The following is a 22,616-nucleotide window of genomic DNA, read 5'->3' as shown; positions in this document are numbered from 1 at the left end:
GCGAAGTTAACTTTTGCCGAATTTGATCGGTTATTTGAGCTGGACAAATTACCATCGGAATGGCTAGTTTTGCTTACCAGTTTCTTGAAAATGCGACCCTAAATATTGGATAATCAACAGGCCTGTATTCTGTGCAACATAGTGCGTGCCCCAGCGCACGGGCCAAAAAAAAAGCAAGACCAGCGTTATACTGCTTACCCGCCCAGTCTTGCCCTTACATGTATTAAAGCAGCTTATAGCCCGCCGATTCATAGATTGCCTCGGTCAGCCGAATGACCTTCAGCGCATACTCGCCCGATACAAGCACCTCGCGCTCGCCGCGAATCGCTTCGATAAAGCTGCGGTCCGGGTTCGTAGCTTGCTCCGGCAGCTGCACCGGCAGCTCGCCGCTCTCATAAGTCTCAATTTTAATCGTACCGTTATTGAAATAGATGACTCCTCTATCCCCGCAAAATGCATAGGTTTCATTAAAGCCGGGAACGTGACCGATAATATTCAGGCCGCCGATCGCTCCTTCAGCAAAGCGAATACTTGTAAAGGAGTCGATTTCAACAGGAGCTCCGTTCGTGCTCAAGGTCGACTTCACTTCCACAGGGGTCAGCCCTGTCGTCCAGAGCAGCATATCGATAATATGGCTGCCGGAATCCATCAACATGCCGCCGCCGGATAACGAAGCAACTTGCCGCCACGTTCCTGTCTGCGACCGCTGCCAATCCTGATATAGCGTTGCTGTAACGGATGACAGCTTGCCGATCACACCGCCGGCGATCGCTTCGCGAATAAAAATAAACTCCGGCTGACAATGGCGCTGGAACGATACCTGCAGCACCTTGCCCTTCTCCTTGGCAAGGCCAATCAATTGCTCCGCTTCCCGAGCCGAACAGGTCATCGGCTTTTCAACCAGCACATGGCATCCGCTATTGAGCGCGTCCGCCGCCTGGCCAAAGTGAAGCGTATGCGGCGAGCATATGACGACAGCGTCAAGACCTCCTGCTCGCAGCATCTCCTGATGCGTTGGAAAGACTAGCGGACGGTACTGCGTCAAGCCGGCTTGCTCCATAAATTTGGCGGCATTGTCATGGCTTGGATCGGCGATGGCGGCAATTTCTACACTTTCCACTGCGAGCAGCTGGCGTCCATGTCCAGCGGCGATGCCGCCGCTGCCTATAAATCCGATTTTCAATTGATTCACAATCATCCACTCCCAATCGTTGGCAGGTTAATTGTACTACCATCAAAATAGCACGTTCTGGGAAAGGATGCTACATCTTTTTCAATATCGGAAGTGTGCCATTGCCTTGCTGAAACCTCGCCAGCTCAGTCATCCGTACGGCCCGGACAGTCTTGGCGGTAACCTCTGCCTTCTCTCTGGACCCATCTATTCTGCAGGCCCAACGACAAATCCCCTGATCCCGTCGAAATGACGAGTACCAGGGGATGGTCTTGCTAGCTGCTTATATGTGTATAGAACTTCCCTATGCGCTGCAAACCTTCGCGCAACCGTTCTGCGTTTCCGGCAAAGCAGATGCGGATACAGCCGCTGCCGCCCGGCCCGAACCCGTCTCCCGGCGCCACAATAACCCGCTCGGTATGCAACAGCTGCAAGGCGAATTGCTCCGAAGTCAGCCCTGTATCCGCAATATCGGCCCAGACATAAAGCGCCCCTTGTGGACGGTAATAACGGATGCCATAACGGTCCAGCATCCTGCACACCGAATCGCGCTGGCTCCTATACTTGGCGAGCGCATCCGCGATATAACCGTCGCCGGCGTTCAATGCGGCTACGCCAGCTTTCTGCGTAAACGCGGCCGCGCAAGTAGTCGTTGGCTCCTGCAGCTTGCACATAAGGCCGACGAGGCTTTCCGGTACAACCATGTAGGCCAATCGCCAGCCGGTCATCGCATACCCTTTGGAGAAGCCATTGATGCTGATAATCCGGTCTGACATATCTTGCCGGACGGCTAATGGACAATATGTTTTCCCTTCATATACCAGTTCGTCATAGATTTCATCCGAAATGACATATAAATGATGACGCTCGGCAAATTCAAGCAATTTTTTCCACGTTTCCTCCGGATAAACGGCGCCTGTCGGGTTGTTGGGCGAGTTGACGATGATCGCTTTGGTCAAAGCTGACACCCGCTTCTCCAGTTCGCCAATATCCGGCAGAAACTTATGGCTGGCATGCGCCGGATAATAAATCGGCGCGGCATTTTGCATATAAACAAGGCCTTCATAATTGGGATATCCCGGGTCGGGAATGAGCACTTCTTCGCCCGCATCCACTAGCGCCAACAAAGCAATATGCAAAGCGCTTACCCCGCCTGCAGTGACGATGACACGATCCGGGCTTACCGCGAGCCCATACTTGCGCTTCATCCGTTCAGCGACCGCGATCCGCAAACCGGGCAATCCCGCATTGGCTGTATAATGCGTGAAACCTTGGTCAAGCGCCAGCTTGGCAGCCTCGACGATAAAAGCAGGCGTAGCATTATCCGGTTCACCGATTTGCAGTTCAATCACATCCGGATACTGTGCGGCTTCAATCATCATTTTCCGGACACTATTGGGCCTCATCCGCTCTCTGTGAACAGAAGGTATCCCTCTCATCCTCCCACTCCCTCTTCCCCATAGCTACTCTAAACGAACCGGTGCTCCTTCGCCCGCGGAGCGGACAATCGCATCGGCAATTCGCAAAGATTCGACCGCATGGGACAGCGGCGCAATAGGCGACGGCTCATTCCGCTCGGCTTGCCGGATGAAGTGCCGCAGTTCCGCCCGGATGGCACCGCCTGTTTCCTCCTGTTCATCCGGCCATAAGATGTAGTCCGGCATGAGGTAGCCCGAATCGGTCGACACTGTCAGCCCGGTATTCAAAGTATCGAACTTTGCCGAACTCTTCGAACCGACAATCTCGATATGGGCATCGATCGTACCGCCAAGCTCCAGCGATTGCACCAGATTTTGCGGAGCTTGCCGCGGAACAAGCCATGCGGAGGACAGCGTGGCGATGATTCCATTCTCGAACGTAAGCAATGCTGTGAACAAATCGGGATAAACATTGCCGCTCAGTCTGCGCTCCAGGGCGTACACTTCTGTACAGCGGCTGTTTACATACCATAAAATGAGATCGAGATCGTGAATGCCGGACTCGTATACAGGATGAACCCGCTTGCCAAAATGTTCAAACCATTCCCGGCTGAAATCCCGCTTGGCCCGTATATGTCCGACCGCTCCCAAAGCTCCTGATTGAATATATTTGTGAATATAATGATACGGCAGCCCAAAACGGCTAATATTGCCGACCATGACAACCCGCTTCCGTTCATGAGCCAGCCGTTCAATCTCCTGCGCCTCGGCAAACGATGTAGCAATCGGCTTCTCGATAAAAACGTGTTTGCCATGCTGCAGCGCCAATATTGCCAAAGGACCATGGGTACTTTCATCAGAGACAATGTCCACGGCATCAATCTCATCTGAGCAGATTAGCTGTTTTGGATCGCCGAACGCGAGCCCGATATCGAATTTGGCCGCGACCTCGTTAACCAGCGCCTCGTCAATATCTGCGACCGCAACCACCTCACAGCCGGGGATTTGCTTTAATACGTTCAGATGCAGCCTGCCAAATCTGCCGACTCCGACAATCCCAACTCTCATGCTTGCACGCACTTCCTTTCCTTGAATGCCCCGCATTACTTATCCCCGGGACTAGCTTTGCAGCAGCTCAACCAGCGCATTCGCCTGTTTTGGGATTAGCGGCGCTTCATAATCAGAACGAATACTTCCCATATCCTTGAGTCCGTGACCGGTCAAAATTACAGTAACGGCGGAGGAGGGCTCGACCCGTCCTGCTTCAACGCTCATTTTCAGCTCGGCAATAGAGACTGCAGATGAAGGCTCGACAAACAATCCTTCATCCTTGGCCAGCCAGCTCTGCGCCTCGCGTATAGCCTCATCCGGCACGGCATTCGCATAGCCGCCGGAGCGGCGAATCGCCTCCAGTGTATAGGTGCCGTCCTGGGCGTAGCCATGCAGTCCGTCATTTATCCCCCCTGCTATCGTTGCGGGGCTTGGATCAGACTCAACCCGCTCCCGGCCTTCCCGATATGCGCGCGCGATTGGACTGCAGCCTTCTGCCTGAATCCCGGCCATTCTTGGCAAATGCGCTGTTTTTCCCAGCTTCATCAGCTCGCGGTAACCTTTATCGATTCCGACCAGCAGCGGCCCAGCCCCGATCGGCACATATACCCAATCGGGAACGCGTCCGTCCAACTGCCGGTACATTTCATAAGCTACATTTTTATCCCCTTCCATGGTATAAGGGTTAATAAAGGTAGAAGTAACGTTAAACATGCCGAACTGCTCGCCAACTTCTTTTGCCAGGGCAAAAGAATTGCTGTATGGTCCTTCCACTCTGATTACCTTGCCCCCGTATGCAACGGACTGTTTCACTTTTTCTGAGGGCGTCGCTTCCGGCACCAAAATGACCGCGTCCAGCCCGGCCCTCGCTGCATAAGCCGAAGTGGCAGCGGCGCCATTGCCGCTCGAGGCAACAATAATTTGTGCGCATTCGAACGCAATCGCCATCGATACGCCGATCGAAACGGGCCGGTCCTTGAATGAGCCTGTCGGATTGGCAAATTCGCACTTTAAATAAAGCTCTTCAATGCCTAGCCGGCGGGCCAGCCTGTCGGCTTTTAGCAGCGGTGTGTTGCCTTCTCCTAATGTCACCCGCTTTGCAAAAGGCAGCGGAAGCAAATCGTCGGTGTTTTCTCCTTCACGTCGCCATTTGTCCGCAATGCGTTCATAATCGTAGACAACGTCCAAAATTCCGCCGCACCCTTCGCAATTGTACAGCGGTAATACCGGGTAAGAGGCTCCGCAAGAGATACACTGCAATCCTGTCATCATCCGACGCTCTCTCCCTTCGAAATCAGCGTTTTCGCCTGATCCTCCTCATCTGACCAGACAATCCGGTACAACTCGGCAAACTTTTTCAATAAGGCGGCCAAAATACGTTCGCCCGTCTCGCGCGAGGCCAGAGAAGGAGCGCCGATCTGCCCGGTTCGCGACCAGTACTCAAACGGCCGGTAAATGCCAATTTTATTGGCGGCAAACATATCAACACCATAAAATTCATTTGCCTCGATCATAACATCGGAAATTAACTCAGGCCGGATATCTTCTGGCGTAAAGATCATCTTTAGCGACGTCTCCAACTCGCAGGCATGCGCCATCCCGCCTGCCTCCGACCTGCGGATTTGCGGAATCAAATCGGAAATCAAGTGCCAATAAGTGACGCTAACGGGATACACCCCGTGCCTGATTCCTATTTCATCGGTAACGGTTTTCATAAGCGCAGCGTTGCCGCCATGACTATTCAACAGCAAAATCTTGCGGACGCCATGCCTAATCAGACTTTCGGCAATATCGAGCAAAACAGCGGTCAACGTAGACTGCCGCAACGTAATCGTTCCTGTAAAACCCATATGATGCGGAGAAAAACCGGCCCACACCGAGGGGAGAACAAGTGTTTGAACCGGTGCATGCTGCGCAACCTTGCGGGCAAGCTGCTCGCCAATATCCGTATCCGTATTGACAGCCAAATGCGGACCATGCTGCTCCGTCGCCCCAACCGGTACAATGACGACCGGATTGTCCTGCAAAATGATTCGCTGAAGTTCTTCTGTCGTGTAATCGCTCCATAGCACACTCATGTTGCTCACGATGAAATCCCCCCTTCTTGCAGCATTTCGCAGGCCAGCCGCACAAATACTTTGGCGGCATCCGTCAGTTCCCGAATATCGACGGATTCATTGGCTGTGTGAGCTTCCAGCAAACTTCCGGGACCCAGTATCAATGTCGGCACGCCAAGACGTTCGGAGAAAAACGGGCATTCGGCTGATGCGGCGAAAGGCTTCGCCTTTTTCCCCAGGCCGGTCGTCTCCGCTGAAATGCGAAGCGCCGCTTGTGTCAGCGGATGATTGGCAGCAATTTCATGCGGCGGCACATACAAATAAGGATCGAATTGGTAATCGAAGCCCTCGCGCCGTGCAACCTCGCTCAATGTCCGTTCGATCTCCGCAAACACATCTTCCTCACGTTCCCCTGGCATTACTCGGCGATCAATTTCAACGACGGCCCGATTCGGCACCATATTCGGAGCGCTGCCGCCATTGAATTTCGAGACGGTCAACGAGGCGGCCCCGAGCATTGCGTGCTTCCGGGTGCCGATTTCGCGTCCCAGCCCTTCAAGCGCCTGGACAAGCTTGATCATTTTCATAATGGCGTTATCAGGATGCTCAACGACAGCCGTATGCCCGGAAGTACCGGATGTCGTAATCCGAATTCGGGCATCCCCTTTATGACAGACGCATACATCCAGATCGCTCGGTTCGCTGAATACCGCATAATCAGCCATAAACGGGGCCTTCATAAAATGCTTCATACCCAAATTGCCGACTTCTTCATCCGCATTGAAAAATAAGATGAGCTTCCCTGCGAAAGGATTGCCTAACCGCTTTAATATAATGGCAGCATACAGCATTGCGGAGACGCCCGACTTCATATCGGACGCTCCTCTTCCATATAATCTTCCATTCTCGACGACCCCGGCAAACGGTTCTTTCGTCCAGCGGTCCCCGGCAGGCACAACGTCCAGGTGGCCATTGTAAACCAGCGTCGGACCTGGAAGCCTGCCTTCCAGAATGGCCGTTAAGTTGGCACGGCCGGGAGCGGCCAAGGACAATTCCGAATCAATGCCGTTGTCCTTGAGAACGCTCTGAATATAAAGGGCCGCCGCTTCTTCTCCGCCTGGGGGATTTTCGGTATTGATGCGTATGAGACTGCATGCAATCTGAAGCAGCTCTCCCTCGTCAAAAAAAGATTCAAAGCCGATCAGGCCGGGTTCGTTCATCCACTTGTCCATCCTTTGTTCGCTTCCTCTCTTCATCATGCCGATAAGCGCCGCTTATTCAAAACGATCTTTGATTCGCGAATCACTGTATCCAGAATCAATGCGAGGACGATAATCATCCCTTTATAGAAGTCCAGGCTGGACGCGCTTATCCCGAAAATGGACATCGCCTGTGTAATAAGACTGATGATCAATGCCCCGACAAGCGTACCGGCAATGGATCCTTTTCCGCCAAAAATGCTTGTTCCGCCCACGACTGCAGCCGTGATCGCATCCATCAGCAAGGTTGTGCCGCCGATATTCGGCGAGACAATCGAGACGCGGGAGACCAGCATTAGAGCGGCCAAAGCTGTACAAACACCGCTAAAAATATAGATAAGATACTGCTGCCTTACGATCGGCACACCGGATACGCGGGTGGACTCTTCACTGCTGCCGATCCCGTATGTCCGCAAGCCGAAGCTGGTTCTCTTGATGAGAAAAGCGGCAATGATAATGAGAATGGCGGCAATCCATACAATATTCGGGATACCGAGCGTACTCTTGATGCCCAGCGTCTTCAGTGTCGGATTGGTGATGAGAATAACCCCGCTGGTAGCCAGGTATAACGTAAGGCCTTGAATAACCGACATGGAGCCCAATGTTACGATAAATGACTGCAGCTTCAGCTTCCCGACGAAAAAACCGTTGAACAGGCCGATTAAAGCGCCGACCAGCAATGTCGTCCCTATCGCTCCGAGCAATGAGCCGTTGTCTTTGAGCATAACACCTGCCACAACGGCACAAAGGCTTACCCCATAACCCGCCGACAGATCAATACCGCCCGATATCAGCACGATCATGGCGCCAAGACTCAAAATCGCGATCGGCGCCGCCTGAATCAGCACCTGAAGCAAATTCGTGCCTGTCATGATCCGGCTGTCCATAGCCGAGAATACAATGAAGAAGACGACCAGCAGAATTAGCGGAGCAAAATCAAGCAGTCGTGCAATGGTTATTCTGTTCATCTTTATGTTGTCCATTTTATTACACTCCTGTGAAATGAACGACAACTGTACGCAATTCGCTCATTTCTTCAATTGACCATTTGCCCCCGCTTCTTCCCGTACCGCTTGCACTTCCGGATGCTCCTCCCGCCGGAATCATCGTATCCCAATAGCTCCCGCCTTCATTTACGTTAATAAATCCGAATTCCAGCTGCTCGGCCATCATCATCGCTTTATCGACGTTGCGCGAGAAAATAGCAGCGGACAACCGAAACGGACTTGAAGCGATCAATTCCGGAAGCTCGGCTTCATCCTTGAACCGCAAAATCGGAAGCACAGGTCCAAATGTTTCTTCCATATTGATAAGCGCATCTGTCGTGACATGGTCCAAAATGGTCGGCTCAAGATACAGATCGGTCGGACGCCCCTCCTGAACTTTGCCGCCAGCAATCAATTTCGCGCCTTTGGCAACCGCATCCTTGGTCTGGCTTAGAACCTTGTCTGCCACCTGGCGATTGTGAACAGGCCCCATTGTGGTGGAACTGTCAAAGGGATCGCCCAGATTGACCTGCTTCGTCTTCTCAATAATCATTTTAAGCAGGCGGTCAGCAACCGCTTCGTGAACAAGCACCCGCTCTGTTGATGTACATACTTGCCCAGAGTTTGCGAAGCTGGATCGAACAAGCGCTTCCGCCGTCTGTTCCAGATCGGCATCCTCCAAAACGATAGAAGGGCCATTGCCGCCAAGCTCCAGCAGACAAGGCTTTGCTTTTGCCCTTGATGCAATCGTATTGCCAGTTGGCGTACTGCCGGTAAAGCCAATCGCGCTCGTCAGCTCATGAACGACAACCGCATCGCCAATGACAGGCCCTTCGCCGATGACCAGATTCAGCGTCCCTTTTGGCAATCCCGCCTCCTCCAGGCATCTTACAAACTCGCTGGCAACTGCGGCGCTGGACGGCGCCGGAACCCAAACGATAGCATTCCCGGCAGCGATTCCCGGAGCCAAATAATATACACAAGCATTGCCCAACGGGAAATTCCACGGAGAAATGATGCCATAGACACCTCTCGGCTTGCGATACGTATACGCCCGTTTATTGGGGTCGCGAAGCGGAATGATCGTATCATTCATCCATTTAATTTGTTCTGCAGCCTCGCGAAAACTGGACGCAGTTGCACCGGCAACTTCTCCAAGCGCATCCGCGTAAGGCTTGCCATGCTCCATCGTAAGCAGATGAGCCAGCTTTTCCTTATTTTTCTCAATCTTATCCGCAATCCTCATGCACAGCTCTGCCCGTTCAAACACGGTCATCCTCGCAAGCGTTTTGGAGGCGCGATGGGCCGCCTGAACGGCCCTGTCCGCATCCTCCCTCGTTCCCATTGGAATATAACCCAATCTTTCTCCGGTTACGGGACTAACGACTTCTCTTCGTCCGGATTCGCTGCCCGAATACCATTCGCCGTCAATATACATTGGATAGATCACAATGCCCGAGACCTCCTTTAAGCCAAGATTCAGCTGTTAAATGGATTCAACTTCGACGATTTCACCCGTTTCTGCCGATTTTAATATGGCGTCATTGAGAGCAACCGTCTGCAGCGCTTCTTCAACGGAAATGATGAAAGGTTTGTTGTCGCGAACCGAAGTGACAAAATGCTGGACTTCATCCTTCAAATCGCCGGTAATGCGGCCATGAACTTCCGGCCAGTGCAGTCCATCCGGAAGAACAATTTTTTCGCTGTTTATAATTGCCAGGCCGTGATCGGACGTATCGATTTGAATGACGCCTTTCGTACCAATAATTTCAAGTGCCGCATTAATACCGGATGGCATATAGGAAGGAATCCCCCAGGAGACGCTAAGGCTGCCAATAGCTCCGTCCTCATACAGACAATTGGCAAAAATCGCGTCTTCCGAGTTTACGCCGTGCAAAGGCATGATCTTGGAGACGGAGCGGGCATACACGCTTTTTACCTTTTTGCCGGTCACCCATTGCATTGCATCTACATCATGTACGCCGAGATAGAACATAACCGAGCTGGTTCCTCTCATCCGGATGCCAACCTCCTGGTAGGAAAAACGCTTGGCGTTAACATGAACAATTTCACCGATTTCGCCTTTGCGGATACTTTCCGCAGCCTGCGCATAGCGGGGGTCAAATCGCATAATTTGCGCTACCATTAAACGAGCGTTGCCCTTCTTTGCCGCCTCGGCAATTTTCTGCGCGCCTGCCAATGTATCGGCCATCGGCTTTTCCAGCAGGACTGCTTTGCCGCTCAACAAAATTTTCACGGAAGCGTCGACATGAAGCCGGTCCGGGAGGGCAACTGTAAACGCCTGGATCGACTCATCCGCTATCGCTTCTTCCACGCTTGAAATATATTTCGCACCATATTTTTGCGCGACTTCCTTACCCAGCTTTTCATTCAGATCCACAATCGCAACCAGTTCCGCCGAATCGCATTCTGCAACTGTTCTTGCATGGGTTTGCCCCATAACGCCAGCGCCTACTACCGCCATTTTCAATCTTTCCATGATCATCTCTCCTCCAATGAATAGATACACAACCGAACTTATTCGGCCTTTTTGCCTGCCAAATGCATGCCAAGCGCATAGTGCATCACTTGGTTCTCCGTTGCTCCGTGTTCGAGCTCGCCTGCCGAACGGCCTTCATGCATCACGATAATACGGTCCGCTACGCCAAGGGCCTCCGGCAATTCTGAGGATACCATCAGAATCGCGACTCCCTGAGACTTGAGTCCTGCTATCAACTGGTGAATTTCCGATTTGGCCCCGACGTCGACGCCTCGGGTCGGATCATCCAGCAGCAATATTTTCGGATTTGTCGCCAGCCATTTGCCCAGTACAACTTTCTGCTGATTCCCTCCCGACAGATTGATCGTATGCTTGTCGGGATCTGCCGGACGGACGTTCAGCTTCTTAATTAAATCGTCCACCAGCTCCGCTTCTTCCTTCAAAGGAATAAATCCAAATCTATGCTTCAGCCTAAGCCACGACAAAGACATATTAGAGCGAATAGAGAACATAGGGACAAACCCGGATTTATGCCTGTCCTCCGGTACATAAGCCAATCCAAGCGCCGCCATCTTCTTCGGCATCGGCCGCATGACGGGCTTTCCGAATATACGAATGGAGCCTTTGCGCAGCTTTGTAATACCGAACAGCACGTTCAGCACTTCGCTTCGTCCCGCTCCCATCAGTCCGGCCAGTACGACAATTTCGCCCTCGCGCACCTGCAGTGAAGCGTCTTTCAGACGCTCGCCGTCTCCAATCCCTTCCAGATCCAGTACAACCTTTTTCGGCGAAGCCGGCTGATAAGGAAATACGCTTTCAATGCTGCGGCCAACCATCATCGTAATGATGGCCTGTTCGTCGGTTTCCGGCAAGTTTGCATCGCCCACATGCTCGCCGTCGCGCATAATGACTGCCCGGCTGCATAGCTTATAAAGCTCTTCCATCTTATGCGAAATGAAAAAGATCGCAACGCCCTTCGCTTTCAATTTGTCAATCAGCTCATACAGCTTCTCGCTTTCGCTTTTAGAAAGCGACGATGTCGGTTCATCCATAATGATAAGCCACGGGTTGCCCAGTGTCGCCTTCAGAACTTCGATCAGCTGCATTTGTCCGACAGTCAGCGAGCTGACCTTGCTCTCCGGCTGAAGGGGGATTTCAAATTCATCGAGCAGCCGTTTGGCAATCCGTTTCATCTCTGACCGTTTGAGCACACCGGCCCCTGTCGTCTCTTCCCGCCCGATAAACAAGTTCTCATAGATCGTAAGCTCAGGAATGAGACTGTAGTGCTGGTGGATAACGCCGATCCCCGCTTCCCTGGCCGCCTTTGGCGTAGAAAGGCTGATCGGCTGGCCATCCAGCTCAAGCACGCCTTCTTCCGGTGTGATGACACCTGTCATAATTTTGACGAGCGTCGATTTGCCGGCACCGTTTTCACCGACCAAGGCGACTACTTCGCCGGATGAAATTTCAAACGAAACTTTTTGCAAAGCCCGTACACCTGAGTAAAGCTTACCTATATCGCGCAGGCGCAGCGAATGCCGGCCTTGAGCATTCATACTGCCTGACTGCGCTGATAGCTTGCTAGACTTTGTTGACTTCCCTGAAGATAAGCGGAGCGTTTTTAAAATATTCGGTTGATACAAAATAACCGACAGCAAAATCATAGCACCTGTAACGATATAAATAATTTCTTGGCTTGCGCCGTAAAAAGAAAGTCCTGTGCGGATAATCGTGACAAGGATGGCACCAAACATCGTGCCAATTACGCTGCCCACACCGCCGCTAAGCAGCGTTCCGCCGATGACGACAGCTGTAATCACATCGAATTGCAGATTCGTTCCAGCCAGAGGTTGTGCCGACTGCACTCGGCCAATCAGCAAAATCGCCGCGATCCCTGCCGAGGTCCCTGACAACAGGTAGGTCAAAAACTGAATGCCCTTGCTGCTGATGGCCGATGCGCGCGTCGTCTCGTCATTGCCTCCGGTTGCATAAATATACCGTCCCAGAACAGTACGATTTAAGACGATCCACCAGACGGCCAGCAAAACAAGGGTGAAAATAATCGAAAATGGAACGGATCCAAATGTTTTCGATCCGAGCCAGATCATAACCGGATCCGCAATTGAAATACTCTTCGCATTGGATAAGCTGAGAGCAGCCCCCTTGCACATCGCCATCGTTCCGAATGTAGCGATAAACGGACTGATTTTGAAGGTCGTAACCAGAATGCCATTCAATGCGCCAACTGCCGCCCCCGTCAATATGACGATCAGCAGGGCGGCAACCGGAGGCATGCCGCTTTCATAGGCTTTGGCACCTACAATGCCGGCCAAGGCAAGAGCGGAACCGACCGAAAGGTCGATTCCTTTTGCCAAAATTACAGCGGTCATTGCAAAGGCAATCAAAGCTGTAATCGCCATTTGGTGTCCCATGTTAATGAAGTTGCCCAAAGCAAGAAAGCTATCCAGCATAATGCCAAAGGCGACAATGAACAGAAGAATGGTTCCGACCAGCGTGATATTAATTCGGCTCGAACGATCTTTCATTAGTCCGTTCCTTCGTTGTGGTTTCACGCCTGTCTTCGCCGATATCATTTTTGTCCACTTATCCTTTCGTCAGGCTGATCCGGACCCAGCTCGGCCGTGTAGCCTTTCGCAATCTCTGCTGCTGCTTCCGGAGTCAGATGTTCATAATCCAATCCTTTGTCCTTCAAAGTCTGTGCCACCGCATCGCTCGAAACAAAATGTGTCGGCATAAAGAGATCCGTCGGGAATTTCGTTCCTTTGGCAATTCTGGCGGCTGCGGCAATATTCCAGTACCCAACCCGCTCGGCTCCCGTTAATACATCGATGACCAAGGAACCGTCCTCAAGAAATCCGCTCATCTCAGCATCGCCATCATGACCGCCATATAACAGCTTCTTGCCTTTTGCTTCGGCAGCGGAAATGGCCGAAAGACCGAGCGGATCACTGATGAAAGCGATTGCTTTCAAGTCCGGATAGTTATTCAGCCATGTTTCCGTCACACGCTGCGCTTCCGAAGTATCGAAGTTGGTTGGTTGTACGCCAACAAGTTCAATTTCCGGAAACTCCTTCTTCAACACATCCGTAAATCCTTTTTCCCGTGTATCCGACACATAGTTGCCGGCTGAACCCGACAGCAGCGCCACCTGGCCTTTGCCGTCCATCGCTTTTCCGAGAGCCCGCGCTACCATCCCCATATTGTCATAATCCGGGTACAACGTATTGTAGTTCCAGTCCCCTTCCACTTTGTTGCCCATCGTAATGACAGGAATGCCGGCTTCTTTCGCTTTTTTAATTGCAGGAATAATTCCTTTCGCGTCAATTGGATCGATCAGGATCGCATCCATTTTTTGTTGAATAAAGTTTTCAACGATTGAGATTTGCTTTTCGAGGGAGCTGTCCGAACTTTGCCAAACGGTTTCGACCCCGTAGTCCTTCGCAGCAACGTCGCCTGCCTGTTTCATCCGAACAAAGAAAGAATTGGTCAAATCAATTTCGGCTACGCCGATCTTAACTTTTTTGCTGTCGCTTGGTGGAGTTGCCCCCTCGCCAGCCGGAGTGTTGGACCCTCCGTTTCCGGTAGAACTGCCGCAAGCAGTCAAAAATACGAAGAGCGTAACCATTGATAACAATGTGATGACTTTCATTTTATTTTTTTTCATGTTTATTGTGCCCTCCCATTGGAATTATATCCTTGCTTACTAACTTCTGACTGACTTGTCTGCTTCCGGACATTCCCCCTCTCAAGCGCTGCTGTTTACTCAATTTCCACGATAAGCTCGATCTCAACCGGTGTATTTAATGGCAATTCGTTGGCTGAAATGGCGGAACGCGCATGCTTGCCTTTTTCGCCGAATACTTGCTCAAGCAGCTCCGAGCACCCGTTGATGACTTGAGGCTGATCTGTAAAACCGTCAGCGGAATTAACCCAGCCAAGCACCTTGACGAATTGCTTGATGCGATCCAAATCTCCGATATGATGCTTCAAAACTGTCAGCAGGTTGATCGCCGTTTGCCGTGCCGCATCCTTCCCCTCTTCAACCGTAAGATCTTTTCCGACTTTCCCCTCATATTTCAAGACCCCGTTAACCCGGCAATCTTGCCCCGATGTGTAAACGTAATTACCAAACGTTTTCGCTGGAACATATACAAATTTCGGTTCAATCGGCCCCGGCAGCTCAATGCCTAACTCTTTTAGTCTTTGCTCAACTTGTGACAATTGCTTCCTCTCCTTCTGTTTGGTGCGTTCATGATGTCGCAATCTTGTATGCGATTACAATTATATTTTATTTATTACAAAAATATTTGTCAATTGGTTAAAAATAATTTGTAAGCATTATAGATTGGCTTGCCACAAAAAAACACAGCCAAATTCAAGCGCTTACAAGAGGGATAAAGAATGAATATTCATAATTTGGAAGAAATTAATGCGTTAAATCCCATTATAAATTGGGAGGGAGTGACAATTTCGAGAAATAATCGTATGCTTGCGCAATTGGCGTCCATCCCTCGCTGAGTAAAAAGGGGCCATGCCCAGGGTATAGCTGATCAGGGCGCTCCTGATGCAACAACCGGATGGAGGCAGCATAATCTTGAATCGAGCTGTCCCATAAGTTTTGCAGCGAGATTTTGCCGCCGGCGAAAACAGCATCTCCGCCGAACAAATATTTTTGTCCGGCCCACTCCCCCTTATAGCAAACATGTCCCCTTGAATGGCCGGGCGTCTCGAGTACACGAACCTCCAGCTCCCCGATCCGGATCCGGTCATTGCCGCTTACGGCCTGATCTACTATACAGGCCGAAAAACGATAATCATCAGGATACAGACCAGAAGCCACAGCTGCGCGGACGCTTGTCCGCTCCAAATCTCCATTCTCAAGCCAAGGCGCCGACTCGCGGGGACAGACCACCTTCAAACCGAGTGCGTCCCGAAAAAATGCGGCCCCTCCCGCATGATCTCCATGAACGTGCGTCAATAGAAGATGAGTGATCTTCGTTAAATCGATTTGCAAGCCCTCCAGGCGCTGCAGCAGCCGTTCCGACTCAATGCCCGTTCCCGCGTCAATCAAGGCATAGCCCGCTCCGCCGTCAAGCAAATAAATGTTGCAATCAAGCGGATGGGAAATCGCAATCCCGGACATACCGCTTCCGACCAAGGCGACCTTTTCCGATATTTGCATGGCTGCCCTCCTTAGCGCAAATCCAATGTGATTGTTTTCAGATCGGACATTTCCATAATGGAATATTTGCCGCCTATTCTTCCCAGGCCGCTGGCTTTTCCGCTTGCCCCTCCGAATGGCAGATGAGGCTCCCAATAATTGCTGTTATCGTTAATATTGACGACGCCTGCTCGCAGCTTCTCCGCAAAGTGTACAGCATCTTTCAAATTTGTTGTAAACACAGAATTTACCAGCCCCCAACGATTGTCAAGGGCAATACGGAGCGCTTCTTCATTGGTCTCAAAAGGAAATACCGGAGCTACCGGGCCAAATGACTCCTCGGTATGGTACAAGCTATCCAATGTAAGATCCGCTATAACAGTCGGCGCAAAAAATAGCGAACTGCCCAGCCCCTTAAGCGGCTTGCCGCCTGTGAGCAAACGGGCCCCTTTGGCCAGCGCGTCATCGGCATGAGCGCGATTCTTCTCCACTACTTGCCCATTGTTGAGCGGCCCCATTGTCGTATCCCGATGAAACGGATCTCCAACCCTGATTTTTTTCGCATGAGCGACTAATTTGTCCAGCAGTTCATCGTAAATGCGGTGATCCGCCAGTATCCGTTCCGTTGAAGAGCATACTTGCCCTGCATTATCGAAACATCCGCCGGCTATGGAACGGGCTGCAAGCTCAAGATCTGCATCCTTTAATACGATCGTCGGCCCATTGCCTCCAAGTTCAAGCAGCAGCGGCTTGCCCGCCCCGCGGATGGCAATTTGCTTTCCTGTCGCGGTGCTTCCGGTAAAGCCGATTGCATCCGTTCCAGAATTGGAAACGATTTCATCTCCAACGACATCTCCCCGTCCCGTTACCAGGTTGACGACTCCTTGCGGCAGCCCCGCTTCTTCCAGACATTCGGCCAGCTTGACGGCACAAATGGATGTCGTCGGCGCCGGCACCCATACCAGCGTATTGCCTGCAGCCAATCCCGCAGAAAGATATTCGGTTGGAATCATAAACGGAAAATTCCATGGCGTTACGATCGCATAAACCCCTCTAGGCTGGCGGATCGAAATGACGCGTTTGTTTTTATCCTCTACAGGAATAACAGCGCTTTCAAGCCATTTGATTTGCTCTGATGCTTCTTCGAATGTTTTGACCATATTGCGGATTTCAAACACGGCTTCGCTATGATAAGGCTTGCCCTGATCCATTGTCAAGAAAAACGCCAGCTCATCCTGCCGTTTGGCAATTACAGCCGCAATCCGCTTCAACAATTCGGCGCGCTCCCAAGGAGAAGTCTCCCTGAATTTCTCCGCTGCAGCCCTTGCCGCATGAATGGCCCGGACTGCATCTTCACGCGTTCCAAGCTGCAGATGGCCGATTGCACGTTCGGTTGCAGGATTGTACGATTCAAAGGTTCCACCGCCAACACTTTCTACCCATTGCCCGTCAATAAACATTTTATATACCGGCGGGTTGCTCTCAAAGCTCTGAATATTAAGAGTACTCATGTTTCGCTTCCTCTCTTTGTCATTTCTGCCCTCCCTGCCATTTTCCAACGAAATCCATATGCAGAGAGAGGCAGATTTTATAATGCTCGCAAGTATTATTTAATATAATTATTTTTATTAAGACGTATTTCTTCCAAATAATTGTAAATTGTAAACTTTGAAATATCTAAAAACATGGCAACTCGATCCATTGAGCGTTTTACCGTAAATACACCTTTATCATCCAAATACTTCAGCAGCTTCATCTTATCTTCCTTATTCATAAAAGGAACCGGCTTGCCAACATTGTCGACAGCTTCGTTCAGCAGCGTTTCGATCACATCGTTAATATCTCCGGTAAAGGTTTCATGCACATTTTTGGCTGTCCGGATGAACTCGTTAAGCACATTGGAAGCCATCATAAAATCTGTAATGTTGTAATTTATGCAGATGGAGCTAACCGCCTGTCCCTCATCGTTATAAAAATACAAGGAAGAGGATTTTAAAATTTTGCCGTCTTTAGAAGTGGATAAGTAATTAAGAAGATCCCCTTCTTCCTCCGGCTTGCGGATCACCTCGAGACCGAGATTGGTACTTGAGTCGCCGACTTTTCGCCCGGTAATATGTCCATTCTCAATCGCAATGATGGATTTCTCCGGTTTCCTCATATCATGAAGAACGACCTCACAGTTCGAGCCTAAAGCGCTTCCAATCAACTTAACCAACGGTTTCAAGATTTCAAAAGCTTCATCGATATTTTTAACCGATATCATTACCATTTGCTCCTTATTCGCATAGTCTCCCACTCTTTCCTTGATAGGCTGAGATTCAAACTAGTATTTACAAAATAATTTTAAGTAATAAAAAAATTTTTGTCAATATCAAGATACATCGGCAGGATATTGTCAACAATCTATCGTAAATTGGTGTCAGTTGAATTATTCAATAAACTCCGCTATAGTAAGAACAGCAAACAACCGGTGCAGGTTAAAGCAAGGAGCGCATTTTACATGGCCAAATTTCAATTTAAAAGTCAGGAAACATTATCGTTGCGTCAGAAGGTTGCCGCAGATATTCGCGATGCTATTATTCGGGGAGACATCAAGGCAGGAGAAAAGCTGCGGGAGCAGGAAATTTCCGATCAAATGGGCATTAGCCGCGGCCCTGTCCGCGAAGCGATTCGCGACCTTGAAGCGATGGGGCTGGTCACCTGCCTGCCCTACAAAGAGACCTTCGTCGCGCATGTCAAGCGGGAAGAGATTGTCGACCTGCTGCTGCCGATCCGGCTCCAACTGGAGCTGTATTCGATAAAATATCATCTTGAGCGCTTTACGCCCGATTTTTTCGAAGGCTTGCAAGCCATTACCGCGCGCATGGATCAAGCAGCTGCCGCCGGCGATTTGCCTGTATTGGTGGAAGAGGATATTCGCTTCCACGAGCAAATTGTGCTGCTCCACGATGACTCTTCCTATGCGCGGCAAATTTGGAGCAGCATCGCCAACCGCCTGCGGCTGCACTTTATGAACAACAGCCGCCATATAACGAATCTCCCGCAGATGGCCGCTGACCATTACACATTAATTGACGCCTTGCAAAGCGGCAACTACGATGACATCGCAGCGCTGTGGGAGCGCCATATTCGCGACGATGACTGTTTGCTTTATCTATAATGCAAAGAAAGGCTGCCTGGGGAATGAATTTCTACCCAATGGCAGCCTCTCTTTATTCTATAAACTACTTCATTACGTAATACTGATTTTGTCGGCGTTTGCCCTTGTATTGCCGGAATGCAGATAGACATACCCAAGTCCAGCAAGCGCTGATCCAGTAGCCGCCAATAATATCGGATGGGAAATGTACCCCCAGATATACGCGGCTTAACCCGATCATAACAATCATCACTGCCGCAAGGACGACTAGAAGCAGACGGCCAAGCAACGATTTGGTATGACGCCACAGCAGAAAAGCCAGCACCGCATAGAAGGTGAATGCCGCCATCGAGTGCCCGCTCGGAAAGCTGAAGCCGGTTTCTTCAATCAGCCGGTGAAGCTCGGGACGATTACGTTGATAGAGCATTTTCAAGGCTTCATTCAGCACTGCCACGCCGCCGACTGAGCCAATCAGCAGCACAAGCTCCATTCGATGCCTGAGGACCAAGAATAATATAACCGCTGCTAGAAAGGCGAGAATCATAACACCTTTTGACGATCCTAGGAATGTAAAAATTTTCATCACACTTGTAAGGGTATCATTTTCCCAGCCCTGTACGGTCTCAATAACTGATAGGTCAAAATCAACTAGCTTCTCATGTGTGGCAAGTGCAGCCCAGCCGAAAAATCCGGCTAGTGCCAGCAGCCAACCGATTATTTTCACGTTACTTCCTCCCAGCCTAATCGTTTACAAAAACTTATTATACGCCATCTTGACAGACAGGAGCAATGCTCGGCCGAATTCCAGTCTAAAAGTCTTATAAAGCAGCCGCTTATACCTGCTTAAACCTGCTTATAAATCGGCATCTGCCAGTTTCCCGCTCTACCTCCCTTTCATATCAAGATAGAAGACAGGAGGTTGGATGAATTGGAGGGCGTCCAGACGACTCCCCCCCCTTCTGTTGATGCAAAAAAACTCCTTATTGCAGACGAGCCCTACGATCGCTGCAATAAGGAGTTTTTCTATTCGGTCTGCCCTTCTGTCAACTCCGCCAGCTTCGCGGCCCAACTCCTGTACTTTTCCAGAGAAAAAGCCGGAAAACCAAGCAGATAATGATTATATCGGACTTGCCCGTCTATCGTCCATTGAATGAAAAGCATGCGCTGTTGACTATGCGAGATCCGTATGCGTCCTAAGGCCATATTCGCATTAACCGCTGATGTGAATGTACCTTCCAGTAAAGTTTCCGACGTATCAGCATCCCATATGCGGTATGTCCCCTGTTTGCTTTCCAGGGTGTCATTCGCCAGTACGACTCTTACGTGCCAATCGCTCGGCTCATCTATCATAATGCAGTGATCCTGCTGGGCGCTCTTCAAATAGTGATAGGCCCGCTTCTTGCCCCCGTAATAATCGACGACAGCATCGGAAAATTGCGGCCAGCCGTCGATCATATTCCACCACAGAATGCCGGTTCTGCTCCATTTGCGCAGCCTCATCATTTCTACGAAAAACTTTTTGGCCTCCGCTTGAGAGAATTGTGAGGCCAGCACAAAATCTTCAATCCGCTCCGGCACTTCGCCGAACAGCTCCTTCACCTGATTCGCCATCAACTCGATCCGGTATGACCATGTTCCGCCAAGCCCGATCGGATCGGAACTGTGCAGCGCCCATTGCTCATTATTTTCCCATGGCCAGAGATGCTCCGGCTCAATAAATTTTTTGATCGATTCCAAATTCGGGCAGCCGTGATAGCCGATCTCGCTAATGAAGTGCATCTGGCTTCCTGTATAAAAGCGGCTCTTATAGTAATCCCGCGGCCCCCAGAGATGCTCTTCAGGCAGCAGCGCCATATTTTTCGTTTTCCAGAACGCACTCGAATAGTACGGGGAGCTTGGCAAGTAAGGACGGAACGGATCACATTGCCTTACGACCGCCGGCAAGACCTCCCGCGATATTTTGTTGCCATTCGGATCCAGCTGGCGATGAATGCTGAACTGGTCAATTTCGTTATCGCCGCACCACAGCACGAGCGAAGGATGATTGCGCAGTTTTCGTACAATATAGCGGGCTTCCTTCCTGATCTTTTCAAAGAACTGCTCCGTCTGCGGATACAGCCCGCAGGCCAGGGAGAAATCCTGCCATACCATCAGCCCTTCCCGGCTGCAGCGCTCAAAAAAAGCATGATCCTCGTAGACGCTTCCGCCCCATACACGCACCATATTGCAGTTCAAATCGGCAAACAGATCGAGCATCGCCGGGATGCGTCCGGCATCTTTACTGTGGAACATATCGGCCGGTACCCAGTTCGAGCCTTTGCAAAAAATGGACATCCCATTTATAACAAAACGAAACTCGCCCGGATTGTCCGGAGACGTAATCTCGCTTCTGATCAGCTCCAGCTTACGAATCCCTACGATATCTTTACGCTCTGCCAAAACTTCACCGTCCAGCAGCAGCTCGGTCGTCAGCTCGTAAAGATGAGCCGTTCCGTAACCGCGCGGCCACCACAACGCCGGCTCCGGTATGCCAAACTCGCAAGAGCCTTTGGCAAAGCTGACCCGAGACTCCTGCACAAAAGAAGATTCGCCGCAATGCCCGGTAAAGCGGATGAACATTTTGCGGAACAAGGCCGGGTCAATCTCCACTTCATAGTAGATGCCTACATAAGCCGAATCGGCGTCAGCCTCCTTCGTATAAAAATAAACATCCGTTATCTCCGCTTCATCATGTACGACAAGCTCGACCTCCCGCCACAAGCCCGCCGATACAGCGCGCGGCATAATATCCCAGCCGTAACTGTGCGCCGCTTTGCGCACCCATAGCTGCGGCCAGTTATAGTCCATCGCCAGCATAGACGGATCATATTCATACTTCAGCGCCTCCAGGATGGGGGACTGCAGACGAATATGCAGCAGATTGCTTCCGTCCCGCTTCAGCAATTCGGTCACTTCAAATGAATGCCCGATCAGCATATTATCTGAAGTGCCCAGCTCAGTACCATTCAGCCAGTAAGTGGCCATGCAATCCACGCCATGAAAAACCAGCTCAATGCGCCCGCTTTGCTGCGGGGCATCGAACTCCTTCACATACCACCATTCATGCAGCTCATAATTTTGCAGCTGACGAATATTGCTTCCAGTATACGGATCAGCAATAAGGCCGGCCTCGTATAAATCCAGCTCCACATTGCCCGGCACCGCGGCGGGAATCGGCCTCTCAGACTGCCACGCCAAATCTGCAGGATGCTTAACTGCAGTCGATTTCTGTGGAAAACAATGCAACTCCCACACTCCGCTCAAGCTTATTTTCTCCATGTCTCTCTCCTCCATCTGCGATGCTTAATAGATATATTATTCTCCGCCCAAACGCCGGTTCCATTGCTGCAGCGCTGCAAGCTGGTAAGCACGGCTCTCCCCACAAATAGAAATGAACCGACAGCATATTGAGCGGATCAGGGTGTTCTGCCAGCAGCATCTCGGCAAACTGCTCCTCCGTATCCTGATCGAAGGTTCGCTGATGCTTTTGATTCCAAGCGCTCGGCCGCGGAATACTATTTCCGCTAATAATAACGCGATGCTGATCGTACTTGCGCACCTCTACGGCGAAAATGTTCAATGCCCGGTGCCATAACAAGCGAAGCCTCAATCATCATGCAGCATAGCCCTTTCACACTAGTGCTCCAATTATTCCTCATCGCACAGACCCCTTTCTCAAGTTCAAGCGGTTCTAGAGTTAATACTATGCCCCCTTAAGTTAATATGTCAATAATATTTTTAGTTAATTTTTTAACTAAATATTTATTTGTTAAATCCATACCTTGATAATCAAAAGAGTTTAACTCAAAAATCAT

The 22,616-nt window shown here is 50.6% G+C and carries 19 protein-coding genes; 1 reads left to right on the top strand and 18 read right to left on the bottom strand.

The genetic code is table 11. The features are described 5' to 3' along the window. Positions 1–223 precede the first annotated feature (223 nt). The 15 genes from ACFQ0N_RS32770 to ACFQ0N_RS32700 all read right to left on the bottom strand — a co-directional run bounded on the left by ACFQ0N_RS32770 (position 224) and on the right by ACFQ0N_RS32700 (position 17,886). Positions 224–1,192, bottom strand: a complete 969-nt coding sequence (locus ACFQ0N_RS32770; RefSeq protein WP_379334326.1) for a Gfo/Idh/MocA family protein — start codon at positions 1,190–1,192, stop codon at positions 224–226. Positions 1,193–1,446: 254 nt separating this feature from the next. After that, positions 1,447–2,610 carry a pyridoxal phosphate-dependent aminotransferase gene (locus ACFQ0N_RS32765; RefSeq protein ID WP_379334325.1) on the bottom strand — a complete coding sequence of 388 codons (1,164 nt, stop codon included), beginning with the start codon at positions 2,608–2,610 and terminating at the stop codon, positions 1,447–1,449. 24 nt (positions 2,611–2,634) lie between these two features. Continuing rightward, positions 2,635–3,657, bottom strand: a complete 1,023-nt coding sequence (locus tag ACFQ0N_RS32760; protein WP_379334324.1) for a Gfo/Idh/MocA family protein — start codon at positions 3,655–3,657, stop codon at positions 2,635–2,637. 51 nt (positions 3,658–3,708) lie between these two features. Next, the gene (thrC, locus tag ACFQ0N_RS32755; RefSeq protein ID WP_379334323.1) at positions 3,709–4,911 is read right to left on the bottom strand and encodes a threonine synthase; all 1,203 of its coding nucleotides are present in this window, start codon (positions 4,909–4,911) and stop codon (positions 3,709–3,711) included. Next, on the bottom strand, positions 4,908–5,717 hold the full coding sequence (locus tag ACFQ0N_RS32750) for a creatininase family protein (RefSeq protein ID WP_379334330.1): 810 nt from the start codon (positions 5,715–5,717) through the stop codon (positions 4,908–4,910). The genes thrC and ACFQ0N_RS32750 overlap by 4 nt, the downstream gene beginning before the upstream one ends. A gap of 5 nt (positions 5,718–5,722) precedes the next feature. Beyond that, positions 5,723–6,928, bottom strand: a complete 1,206-nt coding sequence (locus tag ACFQ0N_RS32745) for a M20 family metallopeptidase (protein WP_379334322.1) — start codon at positions 6,926–6,928, stop codon at positions 5,723–5,725. Between the two features lie 23 nt (positions 6,929–6,951). Continuing rightward, complete coding sequence (locus ACFQ0N_RS32740) at positions 6,952–7,938, bottom strand: ABC transporter permease (RefSeq protein WP_379334321.1); 987 nt, start codon at positions 7,936–7,938, stop codon at positions 6,952–6,954. Positions 7,939–7,942: 4 nt separating this feature from the next. Next, the gene (locus ACFQ0N_RS32735; protein WP_379334320.1) at positions 7,943–9,391 is read right to left on the bottom strand and encodes an aldehyde dehydrogenase family protein; all 1,449 of its coding nucleotides are present in this window, start codon (positions 9,389–9,391) and stop codon (positions 7,943–7,945) included. Positions 9,392–9,427: 36 nt separating this feature from the next. Further along, positions 9,428–10,441 (bottom strand): Gfo/Idh/MocA family protein, encoded by a 1,014-nt coding sequence (locus ACFQ0N_RS32730; RefSeq protein WP_379334319.1) that lies wholly within the window; start codon positions 10,439–10,441, stop codon positions 9,428–9,430. Between the two features lie 38 nt (positions 10,442–10,479). Beyond that, positions 10,480–12,987: an ATP-binding cassette domain-containing protein gene (locus ACFQ0N_RS32725; protein WP_379334318.1), complete on the bottom strand. Its 2,508-nt coding sequence runs from the start codon at positions 12,985–12,987 to the stop codon at positions 10,480–10,482. 44 nt (positions 12,988–13,031) lie between these two features. After that, complete coding sequence (locus ACFQ0N_RS32720; protein WP_379334317.1) at positions 13,032–14,126, bottom strand: sugar ABC transporter substrate-binding protein; 1,095 nt, start codon at positions 14,124–14,126, stop codon at positions 13,032–13,034. A 95-nt stretch (positions 14,127–14,221) separates the two neighbouring features. Further along, a complete protein-coding gene (locus ACFQ0N_RS32715; protein WP_379334316.1) occupies positions 14,222–14,683 on the bottom strand; it encodes a RidA family protein in 462 nt (153 codons plus the stop codon). A 223-nt stretch (positions 14,684–14,906) separates the two neighbouring features. Then, a complete protein-coding gene (locus ACFQ0N_RS32710) occupies positions 14,907–15,644 on the bottom strand; it encodes an MBL fold metallo-hydrolase (protein ID WP_379334315.1) in 738 nt (245 codons plus the stop codon). Between the two features lie 11 nt (positions 15,645–15,655). Then, on the bottom strand, positions 15,656–17,134 hold the full coding sequence (locus ACFQ0N_RS32705) for an aldehyde dehydrogenase family protein (protein WP_379334314.1): 1,479 nt from the start codon (positions 17,132–17,134) through the stop codon (positions 15,656–15,658). A 95-nt stretch (positions 17,135–17,229) separates the two neighbouring features. Further along, positions 17,230–17,886, bottom strand: coding sequence for a helix-turn-helix transcriptional regulator (locus ACFQ0N_RS32700; RefSeq protein WP_379334313.1), 657 nt, complete (start codon positions 17,884–17,886; stop codon positions 17,230–17,232). Positions 17,887–18,123: 237 nt separating this feature from the next. Between ACFQ0N_RS32700 and ACFQ0N_RS32695 the strand changes: the two genes are divergently transcribed. Next, a complete protein-coding gene (locus ACFQ0N_RS32695) occupies positions 18,124–18,783 on the top strand; it encodes a GntR family transcriptional regulator (RefSeq protein ID WP_379334312.1) in 660 nt (219 codons plus the stop codon). A 64-nt stretch (positions 18,784–18,847) separates the two neighbouring features. Here the strand turns inward: ACFQ0N_RS32695 and ACFQ0N_RS32690 are convergent, their stop codons facing one another. From ACFQ0N_RS32690 to ACFQ0N_RS32680, 3 genes are all read right to left on the bottom strand, one after another. Further along, the gene (locus ACFQ0N_RS32690; RefSeq protein ID WP_379334311.1) at positions 18,848–19,486 is read right to left on the bottom strand and encodes a phosphatase PAP2 family protein; all 639 of its coding nucleotides are present in this window, start codon (positions 19,484–19,486) and stop codon (positions 18,848–18,850) included. A 299-nt stretch (positions 19,487–19,785) separates the two neighbouring features. Further along, positions 19,786–22,080 (bottom strand): glycoside hydrolase family 2 protein, encoded by a 2,295-nt coding sequence (locus ACFQ0N_RS32685; protein WP_379334310.1) that lies wholly within the window; start codon positions 22,078–22,080, stop codon positions 19,786–19,788. Further along, entirely contained in the window at positions 22,013–22,399 is a 387-nt protein-coding gene (locus tag ACFQ0N_RS32680) for a hypothetical protein (protein ID WP_379334309.1), read from the bottom strand. The genes ACFQ0N_RS32685 and ACFQ0N_RS32680 overlap by 68 nt, the downstream gene beginning before the upstream one ends. Positions 22,400–22,616 lie beyond the last annotated feature (217 nt).

This window comes from Paenibacillus sp. GCM10027626, from assembly GCF_042676285.1.
Classification (GTDB): Bacteria; Bacillota; Bacilli; order Paenibacillales; family Paenibacillaceae; genus Paenibacillus_Z.
Note: the sequence above shows the minus strand (reverse complement) of the source record. Positions and strands in the feature narration are given on the sequence as shown.

What these genes read in the sequence shown, in the direction of transcription:
- ACFQ0N_RS32695 (WP_379334312.1), top strand. Translation starts at nt 18,124, where the DNA reads ATGGCCAAATTTCAATTTAAAAGTCAGGAAACATTATCGTTGCGTCAG.
- ACFQ0N_RS32740 (WP_379334321.1), bottom strand. Translation starts at nt 7,938, where the DNA reads ATGGACAACATAAAGATGAACAGAATAACCATTGCACGACTGCTTGAT.
- ACFQ0N_RS32730 (WP_379334319.1), bottom strand. Translation starts at nt 10,441, where the DNA reads ATGGAAAGATTGAAAATGGCGGTAGTAGGCGCTGGCGTTATGGGGCAA.
- ACFQ0N_RS32720 (WP_379334317.1), bottom strand. Translation starts at nt 14,126, where the DNA reads ATGAAAAAAAATAAAATGAAAGTCATCACATTGTTATCAATGGTTACG.
- ACFQ0N_RS32760 (WP_379334324.1), bottom strand. Translation starts at nt 3,657, where the DNA reads ATGAGAGTTGGGATTGTCGGAGTCGGCAGATTTGGCAGGCTGCATCTG.
- ACFQ0N_RS32685 (WP_379334310.1), bottom strand. Translation starts at nt 22,080, where the DNA reads ATGGAGAAAATAAGCTTGAGCGGAGTGTGGGAGTTGCATTGTTTTCCA.
- ACFQ0N_RS32710 (WP_379334315.1), bottom strand. Translation starts at nt 15,644, where the DNA reads ATGCAAATATCGGAAAAGGTCGCCTTGGTCGGAAGCGGTATGTCCGGG.
- ACFQ0N_RS32700 (WP_379334313.1), bottom strand. Translation starts at nt 17,886, where the DNA reads ATGATATCGGTTAAAAATATCGATGAAGCTTTTGAAATCTTGAAACCG.
- thrC (WP_379334323.1), bottom strand. Translation starts at nt 4,911, where the DNA reads ATGATGACAGGATTGCAGTGTATCTCTTGCGGAGCCTCTTACCCGGTA.
- ACFQ0N_RS32745 (WP_379334322.1), bottom strand. Translation starts at nt 6,928, where the DNA reads ATGGACAAGTGGATGAACGAACCCGGCCTGATCGGCTTTGAATCTTTT.
- ACFQ0N_RS32750 (WP_379334330.1), bottom strand. Translation starts at nt 5,717, where the DNA reads ATGAGTGTGCTATGGAGCGATTACACGACAGAAGAACTTCAGCGAATC.
- ACFQ0N_RS32705 (WP_379334314.1), bottom strand. Translation starts at nt 17,134, where the DNA reads ATGAGTACTCTTAATATTCAGAGCTTTGAGAGCAACCCGCCGGTATAT.
- ACFQ0N_RS32725 (WP_379334318.1), bottom strand. Translation starts at nt 12,987, where the DNA reads ATGAAAGATCGTTCGAGCCGAATTAATATCACGCTGGTCGGAACCATT.
- ACFQ0N_RS32765 (WP_379334325.1), bottom strand. Translation starts at nt 2,610, where the DNA reads ATGAGAGGGATACCTTCTGTTCACAGAGAGCGGATGAGGCCCAATAGT.